Source organism: Pontibacter deserti (genome assembly GCF_023630255.1).
Lineage (GTDB): Bacteria > Bacteroidota > Bacteroidia > Cytophagales > Hymenobacteraceae > Pontibacter > Pontibacter deserti.
This window is the reverse complement of sequence record NZ_JALPRS010000001.1, coordinates 1202047-1219164: the sequence shown is the minus strand read 5'-3', so window position 1 is coordinate 1219164 and position 17118 is coordinate 1202047. Positions and strand designations below refer to the sequence as shown.

Annotated in this window: 13 protein-coding genes; 5 read left to right on the top strand and 8 right to left on the bottom strand. The window is 43.4% G+C overall.

Annotation, left to right across the window (positions count from 1 at the left end; translation table 11 throughout):
* Position 1 precedes the first annotated feature (1 nt).
* Genes MJ612_RS05245 through MJ612_RS05235 form a run of 3 tightly spaced genes read right to left on the bottom strand, consistent with a single transcriptional unit; the run spans position 2 to position 3358 of the window.
* Entirely contained in the window at positions 2-1477 is a 1476-nt protein-coding gene (locus MJ612_RS05245; RefSeq protein ID WP_187030116.1) for a tetratricopeptide repeat protein, read from the bottom strand.
* 45 nt (positions 1478-1522) lie between these two features.
* The gene (locus MJ612_RS05240) at positions 1523-2254 is read right to left on the bottom strand and encodes a zinc ribbon domain-containing protein (RefSeq protein WP_187030114.1); all 732 of its coding nucleotides are present in this window, start codon (positions 2252-2254) and stop codon (positions 1523-1525) included.
* Between the two features lie 3 nt (positions 2255-2257).
* Positions 2258-3358, bottom strand: a complete 1101-nt coding sequence (locus tag MJ612_RS05235) for a Nif3-like dinuclear metal center hexameric protein (protein WP_187030112.1) — start codon at positions 3356-3358, stop codon at positions 2258-2260.
* A 77-nt stretch (positions 3359-3435) separates the two neighbouring features.
* Between MJ612_RS05235 and lpxK the strand changes: the two genes are divergently transcribed.
* The 3 genes from lpxK to miaE all read left to right on the top strand — a co-directional run bounded on the left by lpxK (position 3436) and on the right by miaE (position 7273).
* On the top strand, positions 3436-4479 hold the full coding sequence (lpxK, locus tag MJ612_RS05230; RefSeq protein WP_187030103.1) for a tetraacyldisaccharide 4'-kinase: 1044 nt from the start codon (positions 3436-3438) through the stop codon (positions 4477-4479).
* A 59-nt stretch (positions 4480-4538) separates the two neighbouring features.
* Positions 4539-6572 carry a putative porin gene (locus MJ612_RS05225; protein WP_187030101.1) on the top strand — a complete coding sequence of 678 codons (2034 nt, stop codon included), beginning with the start codon at positions 4539-4541 and terminating at the stop codon, positions 6570-6572.
* 92 nt (positions 6573-6664) lie between these two features.
* A complete protein-coding gene (gene miaE / locus MJ612_RS05220) occupies positions 6665-7273 on the top strand; it encodes a tRNA-(ms[2]io[6]A)-hydroxylase (protein WP_187030099.1) in 609 nt (202 codons plus the stop codon).
* Between the two features lie 79 nt (positions 7274-7352).
* On the opposite strand, the gene MJ612_RS05215 is transcribed toward miaE, so the two are convergent.
* Positions 7353-8618 carry an asparagine synthetase B gene (locus MJ612_RS05215; RefSeq protein WP_187030098.1) on the bottom strand — a complete coding sequence of 422 codons (1266 nt, stop codon included), beginning with the start codon at positions 8616-8618 and terminating at the stop codon, positions 7353-7355.
* 128 nt (positions 8619-8746) lie between these two features.
* Here MJ612_RS05215 and MJ612_RS05210 point away from each other — a divergent pair, with 128 nt between their 5' ends.
* Entirely contained in the window at positions 8747-9991 is a 1245-nt protein-coding gene (locus tag MJ612_RS05210) for an ABC transporter permease (protein WP_187030096.1), read from the top strand.
* A 169-nt stretch (positions 9992-10160) separates the two neighbouring features.
* On the opposite strand, the gene MJ612_RS05205 is transcribed toward MJ612_RS05210, so the two are convergent.
* The 3 genes from MJ612_RS05205 to MJ612_RS18385 form a co-directional block, all read right to left on the bottom strand.
* Positions 10161-10796, bottom strand: coding sequence for an OmpH family outer membrane protein (locus tag MJ612_RS05205; protein ID WP_187030094.1), 636 nt, complete (start codon positions 10794-10796; stop codon positions 10161-10163).
* A gap of 45 nt (positions 10797-10841) precedes the next feature.
* Positions 10842-12161: a tRNA (N(6)-L-threonylcarbamoyladenosine(37)-C(2))-methylthiotransferase MtaB gene (mtaB, locus tag MJ612_RS05200; RefSeq protein ID WP_187030092.1), complete on the bottom strand. Its 1320-nt coding sequence runs from the start codon at positions 12159-12161 to the stop codon at positions 10842-10844.
* 114 nt (positions 12162-12275) lie between these two features.
* Entirely contained in the window at positions 12276-14114 is a 1839-nt protein-coding gene (locus MJ612_RS18385; RefSeq protein ID WP_187030090.1) for an LTA synthase family protein, read from the bottom strand.
* A gap of 268 nt (positions 14115-14382) precedes the next feature.
* Here MJ612_RS18385 and MJ612_RS05190 point away from each other — a divergent pair, with 268 nt between their 5' ends.
* Positions 14383-16575 (top strand): glutamine synthetase III family protein, encoded by a 2193-nt coding sequence (locus MJ612_RS05190; protein WP_187030088.1) that lies wholly within the window; start codon positions 14383-14385, stop codon positions 16573-16575.
* Between the two features lie 85 nt (positions 16576-16660).
* On the opposite strand, the gene MJ612_RS05185 is transcribed toward MJ612_RS05190, so the two are convergent.
* Positions 16661-17035 (bottom strand): hypothetical protein, encoded by a 375-nt coding sequence (locus MJ612_RS05185; RefSeq protein WP_187030081.1) that lies wholly within the window; start codon positions 17033-17035, stop codon positions 16661-16663.
* Between the last annotated feature and the right edge of the window lie 83 nt (positions 17036-17118).

Sequence of the window (17118 nt, the reverse complement as noted above, 5' to 3'; positions counted from 1 at the left end):
ACTAGGGAAGTGTAGTAAGTGCTAATTTGGCTTTAGCCTGTATACTGTTCTTATAGGCATGGTTGCTATACTTAATGGCTTGCTGGTAATAGCTTCTGGCTAAATCGTAATTCTTTTGTTGCTGATAGATGTAACCACTCTGAAGTGCTGCATGAGCTGAAAAGTATAAAGGTTCTTCAGTACAGGTACTTATAGTTGCATTATAGAATTTTTTAGCCTGTTCCAGCTGCTGTTGCCCGTGGTAGATGCGGGCCTTTCGGTAGTAGTATTCGGCACGTACAGGTAGCGGTGTCTCCTCAGTTATATCTAATTTTGAAACTTCTTTCTGCGCCTGCTCAAAATAACCGCCATCCGAGTGCAGGCGTGCCAGCATCAGGTAGCGGTTAGGCTGCTCGTTTCGGGTAACAAACTTTTCTGCGTAATTATCTTCTTCTGTTACAGCTGTACCTACTTGCCTTATTTGCTGGTAATGCCATTTTGCTTGTGGTTTGTGGTTACTTAGCCAGTAAGCCAGGTATAGTTTATAGTTGGCAGCCTTTAAATAATGGATGCCTTTGTGCTGCTTCAGGAAGTGCAGGTTTTCTCTTACAGAAGCATCATAATTACCGCGGAACAGGTATAGATCGGCTGCAAGGTGGTGCATGTATGGAAACGAAGTATAGTAATTGCCAACTGGGCGTTGCAGGTAAATTTGCAAGGCTGCGTCAGCCATTTTAGCTTTTTTATGCAGCAAGGTTGCTACAAAATTGAACAACAAGTTATCCGGTTGTTCTTTAACCAATGCTATACTTTGCTTGAGTGTTGACTTTGCATTGTCTTCATCTAGTAGTTGCAGGAGTAGCGCATAAAGTAGCTTAGCTTCGTTCTGGAAAAGGTTTGGTTCCTGAGCAGCTATGCGTAAGTTTTTAAGACCTACAGCTGTATTACCACCCATGCCTATAATATTCAGGAACCACTTATACTGATCAGGAACCGAACCAAGCAGTACCTGCATTACACCTAATGTTTTGCGGTTAGGTATAAAGTCCGGATACTTTTTTGCATTATCCTGGAACTGTAGGTATGCTTTCCTGAAATGCCAGGCTGCTGCTACACGGTTGCCAAAAAGCAACTCACTCATGGCCAGTTGTGCTCTTACTTCGGCTTTAGTATAATCTATCCAAGCAGATTCTTCCTTGAGATCATCAAGCGTCTCTAACCGGGCTTCCTGCGCATCAACAAGTTTCTCTATAGTTGACTGGTTTTGCTCTGCACAAATCTTTAGAAAATCATTGTAGTTAGATATAAGGTGCGTTACAGCATTCTTTTCGGTCTTTTTCAGTTCTTTCTGAAGTATAGATCTGCTGGTTTCGAGCTTTAACTTGAGAGATTCGGAGTAAGCTTTTGTTAACGAGGTATTAAGACCAGAAATGGCATAGGAGGGCTGGTGCAGGCAAAGTATAACCAGCAACAAAAAAAAAGGATGGGGTTGAGCCATCCTTTTTAATATTCTATGTAAGCGATTAACGCGCAATTTTCTGAATTAGAATACACGCTGCTCCACACCAGCCAGAATACGGCCGCAGTGCTCGCATACGATTACTTTTTTCTGAGCTGCAATGTCAGCCTGGCGCTGAGGCGGAACAGTGTTAAAGCAACCACCGCAAGCATCACGCTTTACCTGAACTACAGCAAGACCGTTACGCACGTTTTTACGAATACGGTTGTAGGCAGTAAGCAGACGCTCTTCAATGTCATGAGAAGCTGTATCTCTTTCCTGCTCTAACTTGTTTTCTTCTTCTTCGCTTTCAGAAACGATCTGATCTAATTCGTGCTTCTTGTTGTCAAGGTCTTTACGACGCTCTTCCAGGCGGTTCTTAGTACCTTCGATCTCAGCAATTTTCTGCTCGATCTGGTAATGTGCTTCTCTGATCTTCTTTTCAGAAACCTGAATTTCCAGCTTCTGCAGTTCTATCTCTTTGGTGATAGCATCGTACTCACGGTTGTTGCGTACATTCTGCTGCTGGTCTTCATACTTACGGATAAGTGATTCTGAGTCTTTAATGGCTTGTTTGCGCTGAGCGATTGAATCGTTCAAACCTGCAACTTCATCATCAAACTTGCGAACACGCACCTCGTAGCCTTCAATTTCATCTTCAAGGTCTTGAACCTCTTCGGGCAGGTCGCCCCTTACGCGTCTAATTTCATCAAGCTGCGAATCGATGCTCTGAAGCTTTAGTAATGCTTCCAATTTGCTGGCTACCGTACTTTCCATGTATTAATAGGTGTATCTGATAGGGTTTGTGTTTATTTCGGATAAATAGACTGCAAAATTAGGAAAGTTTTTCGATATAGTATCATAAAAAATTTCCTTTGTAAATACTTCGCTTTCATAATGCCCGATATCGGCAATCATTAACCTGCCTTCCGCATCAAAAAACTCATGGTATTTTACATCTCCGGTCACAAAAGCATCAGCCCCGGAACGTATGGCATCTTTAATTAAAAAGCTTCCGGCTCCACCACAGAGGGCTACTTTTTTTATTTGTTTATTTCCAATAGAAGTATAGCGCAGGCCCTGCAGCTTCATTTTTTCTTTCAGGTAAGCCAAGAACTGCTCTTCCGTTAATGGGTTTTCCAATTCACCTACCATACCTATTCCAACTTCCTGGTTCGGGTTTTCAAGTATAGTTAGATAGTGCGCCACTTCTTCATAAGGATGCGCTTTTAACAGTGCGTCCATTACTTTATGCTGCAGGTACGCTGGAAAAACCATCTCAACTCTGTTTTCCTGTACCTGCTCTGGTTTGCCGGGTTCACCTATAGTTGGATCAGCATTCTCTGAAGGCGTAAAGCGGCCGGTACCCTGCACCTGGAAACTACAGTTGCTGTATTCACCAATTTGTCCGGCCCCTGCTTCGTGCACAGCTTTCAACACTTTTTCGGTGTCATCAACGGGCACAAAGAAAACCAGTTGCATTAACGTGTGGGGTTTCTTGGAAAGGACTTTAATGTTTTGCAGTTCCAGTTTCTCTGCAATTTTAGCATTAACGCCATTGTGCACGCTATCCAGGTTAGTGTGCGATGCATAAATAGCTATGTTCTGCTGTATGGCTTTTATAATAGTACGCTCCACATAATTTTTTCCTGTCAGTGTTTTTATACCTTTAAAAATAACCGGGTGATGGGCTACCACCATGTTACAGCCTTTTTCTATTGCTTCATCCAGTACAGCTTCTGTGCAGTCCAGACAGAGCAGCACACCGGTAACATCATCAACAGGATTTCCCGTTTGTAAGCCGGCATTATCGTAGCTTTCCTGGTAAGGGAGTGGAGCATATTGTTCCAGTACACGAACTATATCTTTAATCTTTGGCATCAGATTCCGGTTATATTTTATATTGCCTTAGTCAGGCGTTAAAATTAATTTTAAATTTGCTTCCGTTACAAACATACATGGATAAACTGAAACTGTTGCTCTGGCCAATTGCTGCGTTGTATGGTGGCATAACGTCGCTCCGGAATACGGCCTACGACCACGGCTTGTTTGCATCGCGTAAGTTTAACCTGCCTGTAATTGCAGTGGGTAATTTAACAGTTGGCGGAACCGGTAAAACACCTCACGTGGAGTACCTGTTGCGGCTGCTTCAGAAGTATAAAGTGGCTACCCTTAGCCGTGGGTATAAGCGCTTAACTAAAGGATTTATACTTGCTGATTCAAAAGCAACAGCTGCTACTATAGGAGACGAACCTTACCAGTATCATTCAGATTTCCCGGATGTGCAGGTGGCTGTTTGCGAAGACAGGGTTGAAGGAGTGGAGCAGTTCCTGAAGTTATCTCCCAAACCTGACGTTATAGTACTAGATGATGCCATGCAGCACCGGGCTATACAACCATCGCTGAACCTGCTCATTACAGATTATACCCGCTTATTTTACAAAGACCATATACTACCAGCTGGCTTGCTTCGTGAATCTAAACATGGTGCTAAACGGGCTGATGCTATTATTGTAAGCAAATGTCCGGCAACTATACAGCCATCTGAAATCCAAAGTATTCGTAACCGTATCCAAAAGTATAGCGCTTCGGGTACGCCTGTCTATTTCACAGGCTTCCGGTATGGTCAGCTGGTGCCTTTGAACAGTGTTTCGCCGCAGATAAGTAAGCACATTATTTTACTTACAGGCATAGCTAACCCCGAACCGCTTAAACAATACTTAAAAGAGCATCAGTTTAAGCTGCTTCACCACGCAGCATATCCGGACCATTACACCTATACTACTACTGATCTTGAACAATTATCCAAGGAGCTAAAGAAACATCCTGAAGATACCATTATACTTACAACCCGTAAAGATGCCGTAAAGCTGATGGACAGCGAATTAAAGCAATATATCCAGCAATTACCACTTTTCTTTATACCGATAGAAGTATACTTTCTGGAGGGTGGTGATGCGTTTAACAACTTAATATTACAGCATGTAGCACTGCAGCGTTAGAGTTTTTCAATTCTGGCGTTAGCAGCTGTTTGTTGTAATAAAAACACTAATTTTGAACTGTGAGAAGTAAAAGCTTTACCATATTCCTTTTTATACTTGCGCTGCTGGGCTCAACACTTACCTACGCCCAGATACAGAACAGGCCAAATCAGCAACGACCAAGACCGGGGCAGACCCGACCTCAGAGCGATACACAGCAACAGCGCACGCAGCAACAGCAACCTAACCGAAACGGGCAGGATACGGCTCGCGTTAAAAAGCCCGGAAGTATCCTGGATGATACCACCCGTGCACTTTACGGTCCTAAAACTACCTTGCAACTTTATGAGAGGGATGTGCTGGAAGGTACTTACCAGGAACAACGCATAGACACTACTATTCAAAATATTCAGAACCAACGTTACTGGTTTCAGGATACTTCTTTTTACCAACACCTCGGAAACGTCGGGACAGCTGCTCAACCACTTCTTTACCAAGTACCTACCAGAATAGGTGTGCGCTTAGGAAAGAATGCGTTCGACCGATATGCTTACGATCCAAACAACATTAATTATTTCGATACCCGTTCGCCATATTCTCACTTATACTATGTGCAGGGGCAGCGTGGCGAAACCATATTTGAAGGTATTTATGCCCGTAACATTACCAAGCAATTCAATTTTGGGGTAGCTTACCAGATTATTTCCGCGAATAAACAGATCGGCTCATCCAGTCTTCTGGAAGATGGCTTGATTGATAACCAGGCCGTAAGAGCTTTCACACATTACCGATCTAAGAATGATAAGTATGACCTGTTTGCGAACTATACCCACCTGAACCACGAACAGATAGAAACAGGTGGCGTAAAGCCTGATGAAGACGACACGCCAGACAGCTTATTCAGATACGAGAATGATCTTGTATTCCTGAATCAGGCTTCCACACATGAAATGCGCCACAATTACCACCTGCTGCATATGCTTAAAATTGCTGGTGAAAATTTAAAAGCTTATCACCGCTTTGATTGGCGCAGTCAGAATACAACTTATGAGGATGATGCAATACCTTATAATGCAGATGGCTCCTTAGATTTTTATCAGGACACTATTTACAGCAACAACCGCACACGGGATAAGACCAATTACCGGGAATATGAGAATGAGTTTGGTTTAACCGGCAATACTAAAATATCTTATTACAAAGCTTTTGTAAAGCAGCGAAATGGGAAAATAAACTATAGCGCGATCCAGACTTTAACAATGGATACAACAGCTGTAGGCGAAGTAGTATCCGGAGTAGATGTTGAAAACCAGATTTTCGTAGGAGGGCAGGCTCGACTGTTTTACCAGAATAAATACCTGTTGTCGGCCGAAGGCGAATACCAGCTTGTCGACAACTATAGAATACGTGCAGCTGCCCGTTTCAAAGGCCTTGAGATCTCTCAGACTAGAGTTCGTCAGTCACCTTCATTTATCGAGCAGCGCATCATCAGCAATCACTTTGCCTGGAATAACGATTTTAAAACAACCATTACGGATCGCAGTCAGGCAACGCTGCATCATCAGTTCGGCGACAGATTATTCCTGAGATTAAGCGGAGCTTATACCAATATCAGCAGGCTTATAGTGTATGGTTTTGATGCAAGGCCAATACAAATCAGCGGAAACCAGCAATTACTGGAAGGACAATTAGCGCAACACATTCGTTTTGGCGGTCTGCACTTCGAGAACTTTGTACACTATACAAATACGGATGAAGCATCTGCGATCCGAATTCCGGAATGGGTAGTTAATTCTAAACTATACTACCAGGGGCACATTTTTAAGAAGGCGCTTTACGGACAACTTGGAGTTGAAATGTATTTGCCTTCTGGCTACAGGGCTGATGCCTATATGCCGGTTACGCAACAGTTTTACCTGCAAAATAACCTAACCACTAAAACCTATCCGGTATTTGATGTTTTCATTAATGCAGATATAAAGACTGTAAATGTATTTGTGAAGATGGCGCATGTAAACTACGATATCTGGGAGCCGGGATATTATGAAACGCCAGGTTATCCAGGTCTGCGCCGCAGCTTTACTTTCGGATTGAAGTGGATGTTTTTTGATTAAATCTTGATTGTTGTCTGTTAAATTGTTGAATTTTGAATTGAGTTAATTGGTATTCACGCAATCACTCATTCAAAATTCGAAATTATTACCCCATGTCTGAACTACAACCAAATAAAACCATACTTCGCCTGGAGCTTCCTACTGATCCGCGTTGGATAAATATTGCGGAGAAGAATATTGAAGAGATACTGGTAGACCACGCTTACTGTGAACAAAAAGCAGCCACTTCGGCTATATCCCTTATTGTAAAGTACCCTGATAAGACCCGCCTGGTAGAGGAACTGACAGACCTTGTAGCAGAGGAGTGGAGCCACTTTGAGCGTGTGCTGGACCAATTAAAGAAACGCGGCTATGGCCTTGGCCGAAACCGTCCTGATGAGTACGTGGTGCAGCTGAGTAAACACATCAGAAAGGGAGATAAACGAGAGCGGCAGTTAATGGACCACTTGTTGGTAAATGCGCTGATAGAAGCCCGTAGCTGTGAGCGTTTTAAACTTCTCTGGAAGAACATTCAGGACGAGGAACTGCAGAAGTTCTACTATGAACTGATGGTATCAGAGGCTGGCCACTATGTAAGTTTTGTAAAGCTCGCCAAAGAATATATGCCTGCTGACGTAGTAGACGCCCGCTTTAAAGAATTACTCCAGATAGAATCGGATATCATCCGAAACCTGGAGCCCCGCCCAGACAGAATGCACTAATTTTAGTTCTGAGTATCGAGTTACAAGTTATGAGTAAAGTATAAATTTTTAACTCGAAACTCAGGACTCGAGACTACTTTTAGGTTTTCTGCTTTTTCTTTTTGGCAGCCGGGAACAGGATGTTGTTAAGTATAAGCCTGTAACCCGGTGAGTTCGGATGTAGCGCCAGATCAGTAGGGTCTTCGCCAACTAAATGCTGGTAGTCTTCGGGGTCATGTCCGCCATAAAAGGTCCAAGTACCTTTGGCGTAAGTGCCGTGCATATACCGTATCTCACCCAACTCTTTATTTTCTCCCATAATCACTACTTCAGGTTTTATCAACCCCTTCCGGAACGCAGTGGTCTGGCCCATAAACCCCTTTATAGTTTTAGCATGGTTCTGGCTTAGCATAGTCGGGATGGGGTCCCATTTGGCAGAAAAAGTGAAGAGCTGAAAATAATCGTTTGCTTCTGTTACTGGGCGCTCCTGTGGTTGCATGTCAATGTTTGAGTACTCGTACTCCAGCGGATTGCGCACTAATTTAAAATCCCGGAAAGCAAAAGTTTTGCTGAAGTTCAGTTTTTCCTGAGCATTGGGTTCCGAACCGTCGCCATCATACATCGCTTCAATAAAATCTATACCTTCGGCAGCAAGGGCAATGTCATAGGTATCAGTAGCTGAGCACATCGCAAACAGAAAGCCACCGCCGGCACAGAAATCTTTTATCTTATTAACCACAGCCATTTTTAGCTGCGATACTTTTTTAAAACCATGCTTGGCAGCAGATTCTTCTGATTCCCGCTGTTGCTCCTGATACCAAGGATAGTGGCGGTAACTGGCATAAAATTTACCATACTGCCCGGTAAAATCTTCGTGATGCAGGTGTATCCAGTCATACTTAGGCAAATCGCCACGCATAATCTCATCATCATACACTACATCATAGGGTATCTCAGCATAGGTTAGTACCAGTGTAACAGCATCATCCCAGGGCATTTTTGATTTTGGAGAGTACACAGCAACCTTCGGCACCTTTTCAAGCTTCATGATATCCATGTTGGCTTCCGGATCAGCTATCTGGCCAAGTATAGAACTATATTGCGCATCAGAAATAACCTGGTAAGAAATACCCCGGACGATAAGTTCGTTTTCCAGTTGTGGCGCATGGGTAAAGGCAAAGCTGCCACCGCGGTAATTCAACAACCAATCAACAGGTACATTTTTAGATAAAACCCAGTAAGCTGCACCATACGACTTCAGGTGATCTTTCTGGTCTTCATCCATAGGTATGAGCACGGTGCTGGCATTAACCGGAAATTGCAGGAGCAGCGCACAAAGTATAGGTATGATAGTCCTTAAGAACATAAGGTTTGTCATTAAATTCTTATTAAAAGTATAAATTACAAATCTTTATTAAAGAAAAGAAGCTAACTTAGTTGCCAGCCTGTTATACTAATTAACGATAAAAGCCGCGAAAGCGCACACTGTTTAAGATGAACCTTATCGAAAATATACGGGAAGGCCTTCGGGCTATTCATAGCAACCTGCTACGAACCATACTTACCGGGTTGATCATCTCGATCGGTATTATGTCGCTGGTAGGTATACTTACGGCTGTAGATGGAATAAAGCACTCCCTGGATCAGACTTTTTCAAGCCTTGGAGCCAATTCTTTTGATATAGAAAAAAAAGGTAATGGAAACCGTGGCAACAGGGGCGGCAGAGCTCAGAAAGTATATCCTGACATTACATACGAACAAGCGCAGCAGTATAAAGATATATTGTCGGATAAGGCAAGGGTAAGTTTATCGGCTTATGTGTCGGGGGCTACAGTGGTTAAAAGCGCCACAGACAAAACCAACCCGAACATTAACATTGTAGCCGGTGACGAAAATTACCTGCAGAACCAGAACCTGAACCTGGAGCAGGGCAGAGGCTTTTCTAATTACGAACTGGAGTTTGGAGCCAATGTGGCTATTATTGGCAGCGAAATTAAAAAGAACTTGTTTGCTAAAACATCTCCTGTTGGCCAGTACGTTACCTTTTTAGGACGCCGGTTTAAAATTGTAGGAATGCTGGAAGAAAAAGGTAGCAGCATGGGTGGCAACGCCGGCGACCGAACAATAGTTATTCCGCTCGAAACTGGTCGTCAAATACCTAGAACTGATAATTCTACTCTTACCTATGAGATAAAAACGGCTATCCCTAAACCTGAAGAACTGGATTATGTGATGGGCGAAGCTACCGGTATTATGCGGAGCGTACGACAGGACCCTTTGGGCCAGGAAGAATCTTTTGAAATTCAGCGTAGCGATTCTTTATTGGAAAGTCTGAATGAGATATCGGGCTATCTGAAGCTAGGCGGTTTTGTGATAGGTTTTATAACCTTGCTTGGCGCATCAGTAGGTTTGATGAATATTATGATGGTGTCGGTAAATGAGCGTACCCGTGAAATAGGCGTTCGGAAAGCATTGGGAGCTACAGCGTTTCAGATCCGACAGCAGTTCCTGATCGAATCAATTGTGATTTGCGTGTTAGGTGGTTTGGTAGGAGTGTTTTTAGGGATATTGATGGGTAACGGAATTGCGGCTCTAATTGGAGATGGCGGATTTATAGTTCCGTGGCTTTGGGTTTTTGTTGGCTTATCGATCTGTATTATAGTTGGTGTTTTGTCTGGCTCTTATCCGGCTTACCGCGCTTCTAAACTGGATCCGATTGAAGCTTTGCGTTACGAATAAGGTTAAGTATAAATTTAAAGTATAAAGGGCTGTCACATAAGTGTAGCAGCCCTTTATACTTATTGCTTTTAGATAATTAGTTTACGATATAATATAGACCAATCTACAAAAGTACAAACAACAAAAAAGGCGGGATAAACCCGCCTTTCCTGCTATTTCTTATTAAGAATTACTTCTTAGCATCTGTTTTAGCTTCTTCTTTAGGAGCGTCTTTCTCTTTTGCGTATGCTTCGTTCAGGCCTTTCAGCACATCCTGCGTAATGTCTAAAGACTCATCGCTGTAAAGTATGGCACTGTTGCCACGAGAATAAGAAAGTACCATTTTATAGCCTTTTTCTTTGCTGTAGCCCTTCAGGTAAGCTTCTACCTTGTCGTAGATCTTTTTCTGCTCTTCAGACTCCTCGCTCATCAGGCGGTTGCTTTCTGACTGATTCAGGTTTGCAAGTTCCTGTTGCTTGCGGGCAAGGCGCTGTTCTGTTACGGCACGTTGTTCGTTAGTCATGCCCTGCGCACTTTGCTGGTATCGGCCAACTTCTCTTTCAAAAGCAGTCGCTTTGCTTTTTAAGTCACCTTCAGCTTTTTTTGCTTTGGCCTCCAGACGAGTTTTTACGTCTTTGAACAGATCATAATTTGCCAGAAGCGTATCGGCATTTACATAAACTACATCACCAATTGGTTCAGCAGCAGAAGTTTCATCTGTAGTGGTAGTTGCAGCAGCGCCTTCATTTTTGGCAGCTTCGTGCTTGCACGCAGCCAGTGATAAAGAGGCTACAGTTACGCCAAGGGCAAGCTTTGTTAATTTCACAGGTTGGTTAATTAAGTTAAAAAGGTTGTTTGCTGGTAAATATAGTTAATGTTTTAAAACTTCAGTATAAGTTTCTTCAGCTTCCATGAGTCCGGTTGCATTTATACCTGTAAGGCGCACATGCTTCATTTCATTTACAAGTATTGGGTCATATTTGGCAGCAACACGCACATAATTTTCTGTCCAGCCTTCCATTACACCATCTTTTACATCATCTTCGAAAAGCACTGTAAATTCACGGCCAATGTTTTGCTCATAAAAGTAGCGTTTCTTTTTCTCTGACAGGATGCGCAGCATATCAGCACGGCGATTGCGCTCTTTTATACTTACCTTACCCGGCATTTCAGGAGCCAGTGTATTTTCGCGCTCAGAGTACGGGAACACGTGCAGGTAACTTACATCCAAGCCATTAATGAAGTTATAGGTCTCCAGGAAGTCTTCCTCTGTTTCGCCCGGGAAGCCCACAATCACATCTACACCAATGCAGCAATGCGGCATCAGTTCTTTGATCTTCGCTACACGGTCAGCGTATAGTTCGCGCTGGTAACGGCGGCGCATCAGTTTAAGTATTTTGTTTGAGCCCGACTGTAATGGAATATGAAAATGTGGCATAAAGCGGTTGCTCTGGCTCACAAATTCTATAATCTCGTCTTTCAGCAGGTTTGGTTCTATAGAAGATATTCTAAAGCGCTCGATATTTTCTACTTTATCCAGTTCCTTAACCAGGTCAAAGAAAGTTTCTACCCGCTTGCCATCCTGCAAACCAAAATCTCCGGTATTCACTCCGGTAAGCACTATCTCTTTTACACCGGATTCAGCAATTTCATTGGCAGAACGAACAACGTTTTCTATACTATCGGAGCGGCTGTTGCCACGAGCCAACGGTATGGTGCAGAACGAGCACGAGTAGTCGCAGCCATCCTGTACTTTCAGGAATGTGCGGGTACGGTCGCCGAACGAGTAAGAGTTATGGAATGTATTGGCTTCTGAGATCGGGCTGGCGTATACTTCGGCTTTCTCCTTTTTCGTAAAACCTTCCAGAATATCAACTAACTGAAATTTTTCGGCAGCACCCAATACGGCATCCACACCCGGAATTTCAGCAATCTCTTTAGGTTTAAGCTGGGCATAGCACCCAAGTATGGTTATGAAAGCGTTTGGCGAATGCTTCTGCGCCTCTTTCACAATTTTCCTGCACTTCTTGTCCGCATTATCGGTAACAGAGCAGGTATTTATCACATAAATATCAGGCGTATCAGTAAACTCCACCTTCTCAAAACCGCGCTCCTGGAAAATTCTGCCGATCGTACTGGTTTCGGAATAGTTGAGTTTACAACCTAATGTATAAAAAGCTACCTTCTTCATAATAAGCTGCAAAGGTACGAAATTTAGTTTTGAATGTGTAAATGAGTGCTTAAACGAATGAGTGACTGATGAATTTCATTTTTATTCACTCATCCGAAAATCACTCAATCAAAATTATTTTTTCAGGAAATCATCGAATGAATACTGCAGATAAGCTTTGCCCATCTCTAATTGCTCTTCTGTTACCGATTCTCCTTTTGTGATAACTTTCTTCGATGTGTTATCAAAGGTTACCTCGCCGGCAGGTGTCAGGTAGCCAAAACCATCCTGGTATACATAAAAAGCAAATGGCTGCGTAGTAGGTGCCAGCAAGTTACGACTCCATACATATTCCTGATGTGGCAAACCAACCTGTGAAAGTATAGTTGCAGCAATATCTGTCTGAGAGCCCAGCGCATCAATAGTTATACCTTGTTTTGTTACAGCGCCACCTGTAAGTATAAAAGGTATGTGGAATTTACTCGGCACATGGTTCTCATCTTTGTTCGGGTACGGGTGACCGTGATCTGCCACTAAAACAACTAAGGTGTTCTGCCACCATGGCTCTTTTTTAGCTGCATTTATAAAGTTACCTAAGGCCCAGTCGGTATAATAAAAGCTATTCCTAAACTTCGAAACATCATCTGTTACCGGGAACTTTGGTTTGGTTGGGATCTCGAAAGGCTCATGGCTGCTTAAGGTATAAATCGTACTAAAGAAGGGTTCTTTCTCCGTTTTCAGATCTTTTAATGCACGCTCAAACAACACATGGTCGTGAGCTCCCCATTTGCTGTTGTAGCTCTCTTCCGGAAAAGCGTATTTATCAATTAACTTATCGTAGCCGCCATTTACGAAGTATGATTTAAGGTTAGCAAATTCCAGTTCACCACCATAAAAAAAGCTGGTTTTGTAGCCCTGCTTCTCAAAAGTAAGGCTCAGCTGTGGCAGCTTCTCCGACTTTTTAGGAACCTTAACGATAGAGGTAGCTGGCTGAACAGGATATCCGCTAAGTATAGATACCATACCTTTCTGGCTACGGTCGCCGCTGGCATACATGTTGGTAAAAGTTATGCCTTCTTTAGCCAGCTTATCCAGGTTTGGTGTAATGCCTTTTTCGCCTCCTAAGTGCTCTACCATTTTAGCAGTATAGCTTTCCAATATAATGAACAACACATTAGGTTTGCCCGGTTTTACAAGCTGCTGCGAAGAATCTGCTACTGCTGCATATAGTTGTTTAACCTTCTGCTCCGCCGAATCGGCTGGCAAGTATAAGTAAGGGTTTTCGCTGTGTTCGCCATACTTCAGCATAGAGTGCACCATGTTCCAGGGCATGTTCAGGCTGGCGTGGTTTACAAAGGGCTTATCAGAGAAGTAAGCTATACTTTGGTTTATTGGAATCTGCTGTACCCCGCCACGCATTGGCAGTACCAGTAAGGCTATAAAAACAAATGATAACACAGCTGTTAACCAGGAGAAACTGGCAGATTTATATTTCGTCAGATCGAAGTATAGGCGGTACAGAAGTATAAAAATGCCCGCTAAGGCCATAGCTACAAAGGTAAGCAGCAGGAGAGGGGCCGATGCTGCTGAAGCTGCCATCTCGGTTGGAGTGTTCAGATATTGTAAAGGAGTGGAATCCATCCGGAAACCCCAGTGAGTATATAGTTCAAGGTCGGCGGCTAGGATAACTGAAGCAATGCAAAGAAATACAAATGTGTAATACCTGATAATTGCAGCAGCCGGAAAACGCTTCCAGAGTGTACTGATAAAAGACAGAATAAAAGGAACAGCGCTAAGGTAGGATGCAAAAGAAAAATCGAGCCTGGAGCCATACCAGAATGTAGCGGCAATATCAGCTGCACTTACCTGGGTGGAGTTATCGAAGTGGTAGAGCAGAAATGCCGCTCTGGAAACTACAAAGAACAGGACCCAGAAGAGGAAGTATAGTGGCTGAAAGTATAAAGCTTTTTTCACGGTACAAAGATAATCACTTACCAACCTGATTAAACATTATAGTTACAAAGTAAATTCCAGTTGGGGGTAATAGCAAGTATTCAATTAAGAGGGGGTGGTGTTGAATTGATGTATGAATTTTAAACAATACCCTTTTTGGTAATAGGGGTTATTTGAATAAAGTTACTGAATTTTGATTTGACCCCTTTAAAATTTATACCTTTTAAGCTAGATTATGGTTTTTACTTCTATATTTGCAGCAACAAATAAACATCTCAACCCAAATCTCATGGCTATCCTTCGTTTTAAAGCGCTTGAGCTTGTAAGCCAGCGTAAACCCGGTGAAGTTAACCTGCCTTCACATGTTATTTCAGATTACTTCGGAGAAAACGTGTTCAGCCTGCAGGCAATGCGTGCCACACTTTCTTCTGATTATTTTAAAAGGCTGAAACGTACCATAGAAGCCGGAGAGCAAGTAGATCGTAACCTGGCTGATGCTGTTGCTGCTGCCATGAAAACATGGGCTATGAGCAAAGGGGCTACACACTATACGCACTGGTTTCAGCCGCTCACAGGTTCAACTGCCGAAAAGCACGACTCGTTCTTCGACCTGACATCAGATGGAGAAGCTATTGAAAGCTTTAGAGGTAGCGCGCTGGTGCAGCAGGAGCCCGATGCTTCGTCTTTCCCGAGTGGCGGTATCCGTAATACATTCGAGGCCCGCGGCTATAGTGCCTGGGATCCGTCTTCACCAGCTTTCCTGATCGAAAACGCAGGAGCTAAAACGCTTTGTATCCCAACTATTTTTGTTTCTTATACAGGTGAGGCCCTGGACTACAAAACACCGCTATTAAAATCCCTGAACCTGTTAGGCGATGCAGCCCTGCCGGTTTGCCAGTATTTTGATAAGGACGTAACTAAAGTAAACACTACACTAGGTATAGAGCAGGAATACTTCCTAGTTGATCGTGCGCTGTATGAAGCCCGACCAGACCTAGTAATGACAGGTCGTACTTTGTTTGGACATGCCCCGGCCAAAGGCCAGCAGCTGGAAGACCATTATTTTGGATCTATTCCTAGCCGTGTGCATGCCTTTATGGTTGATTTTGAGAAGACTGCCTTACGTTTAGGTATTCCGCTTAGAACACGCCATAACGAAGTTGCTCCAAACCAGTTTGAGTGCGCGCCTACATACGAAGATGCAAACCTTGCTGTAGACCACAACCAGCTGTTGATGGATATTATGGACCGTGTGGCAGAGCGACATAACTTTAAAGTGTTGTTGCACGAGAAGCCATACAAAGGCGTAAACGGTAGCGGTAAACATAATAACTGGGCCATGAGCACCAACACCGGTGTTAACCTGCTAAGCCCGGGCAAGAAACCGAAAGAAAATCTGCAGTTCCTGACTTTCTTCATTAATACCGTGATGGCTGTGTATAAGCACGCTGACCTGCTTCGTGCAAGTATAGCTTCTGCCAGCAACGATCACCGCTTGGGAGCCAACGAAGCGCCTCCGGCAATTATGTCGGTGTTTGTGGGCCAGCAACTGACAGCAGTTTTAGATGAACTGGAAAGAACTTCAAAAGTGCCGATGGAGAAAGGTGACAATATGTACCTGAAACTGGGCATCGACCGCATTCCTGAGGTGCTACGCGATAACACAGACCGTAACCGTACTTCTCCGTTTGCCTTTACTGGTAATAAGTTTGAGTTCCGTGCAGTAGGTTCGTCTGCTAACAGCTCTTCTTCTATGACAGTATTGAACACTATCGTAGCTGATCAGTTGATCGAGTTCCGTAAAGTGGTGGATGAGCTGATCGAGGTGAAAGGTATGAAGAAGGAGCTGGCGATAATACAGGTGTTGCGTGAGTATGTGGTAGCTTCCAAAGCCATTCGTTTTGAAGGTAACGGTTACTCTAAAGAGTGGGAGGAAGAAGCAGCGCGTCGTGGTTTATCCAATGTTAAATCTACACCGCTTGCACTTGATGTGTACCACCGTTCTGAAGTTAAAGACCTGTTCTCGAAGCATGGCATATTCTCTGAAATAGAGATAGCTGCCCGCCATGAGATCTTGCTGGAAGATTACATTAAAAAGATACAGATAGAATCCAGAATAATGGGTGACCTGGCTGTAAATCACGTTATTCCAACAGCTGTAGCTTACCAGAACAAGCTTATCCAGAACATTCGCGGGTTAAAAGACCTTGGCCTGGAAGATGAGTACACTGAAACAACTATAGAAGCTATTAAGAAAATGTCGCGCCACATTACTACCATACAGCGTAGCGTGGATGCCATGATCGATGCCCGTAAAGTTGCCAATAAAGTAGAAGATGCCCGTGAGCGTGCTATTATATACCGTGAGCAGGTGTTCAGTTACTTCGATACGATCCGTTACAGTGTAGATAAACTGGAACTGATGGTGGACGATGAAGACTGGCCTTTGGTAAAATACAGAGAACTAATGTTCTGTCATTAATAATATTGAGTTTTATCTTGGAAAGGGGCGTCTGCAAAAGGCGTCCTTTTTTATTTCCTAAAGTATAGTTTCTGGCAGAATCAGACTACTTGTTCAGGTCCCTGAACTTACTGACAGCGTCACCACCTAGCTTGGCAAGTATAAGAGGCAGTATGATGGCTGCAATAGCCACTGCAAGCACTTTTCGTAACCCCAGCCGCATGATCAGGTTGCTAATTACATGGTCCTGGAGTTGCTCAAACATAAATTTACCAGCATTGGTCATCGGCTTACCTTCCAGAACATCCTCCACTTCTCTCCATTTACCTTTTTGTAGCTGCCGCTTCAGGTAATCGACAACAGAATCTTTTGTGATAAGTATAGCCTGGCTAAGTTGCTCCTGTCGCAGCTTGCCCCATTGCAGCAGTTCCTTTAACCTTTGCTGCGAGCCGGCAGTCATAAAAGCGCGCATGTGTATCATCAGAAAATTTCATATATTCTGGTATACGTATTTTAAAGAATAATGCGCTTATACTTGTCGCGAATAAAAGCTAATTTTACGTG

What these genes read in the sequence shown, in the direction of transcription:
- MJ612_RS05245 (WP_187030116.1), bottom strand. Translation starts at nt 1,477, where the DNA reads ATGGCTCAACCCCATCCTTTTTTTTTGTTGCTGGTTATACTTTGCCTG.
- MJ612_RS05240 (WP_187030114.1), bottom strand. Translation starts at nt 2,254, where the DNA reads ATGGAAAGTACGGTAGCCAGCAAATTGGAAGCATTACTAAAGCTTCAG.
- MJ612_RS05235 (WP_187030112.1), bottom strand. Translation starts at nt 3,358, where the DNA reads ATGCCAAAGATTAAAGATATAGTTCGTGTACTGGAACAATATGCTCCA.
- lpxK (WP_187030103.1), top strand. Translation starts at nt 3,436, where the DNA reads ATGGATAAACTGAAACTGTTGCTCTGGCCAATTGCTGCGTTGTATGGT.
- miaE (WP_187030099.1), top strand. Translation starts at nt 6,665, where the DNA reads ATGTCTGAACTACAACCAAATAAAACCATACTTCGCCTGGAGCTTCCT.
- MJ612_RS05215 (WP_187030098.1), bottom strand. Translation starts at nt 8,618, where the DNA reads ATGTTCTTAAGGACTATCATACCTATACTTTGTGCGCTGCTCCTGCAA.
- MJ612_RS05210 (WP_187030096.1), top strand. Translation starts at nt 8,747, where the DNA reads ATGAACCTTATCGAAAATATACGGGAAGGCCTTCGGGCTATTCATAGC.
- mtaB (WP_187030092.1), bottom strand. Translation starts at nt 12,161, where the DNA reads ATGAAGAAGGTAGCTTTTTATACATTAGGTTGTAAACTCAACTATTCC.
- MJ612_RS05190 (WP_187030088.1), top strand. Translation starts at nt 14,383, where the DNA reads ATGGCTATCCTTCGTTTTAAAGCGCTTGAGCTTGTAAGCCAGCGTAAA.
- MJ612_RS05185 (WP_187030081.1), bottom strand. Translation starts at nt 17,035, where the DNA reads ATGATACACATGCGCGCTTTTATGACTGCCGGCTCGCAGCAAAGGTTA.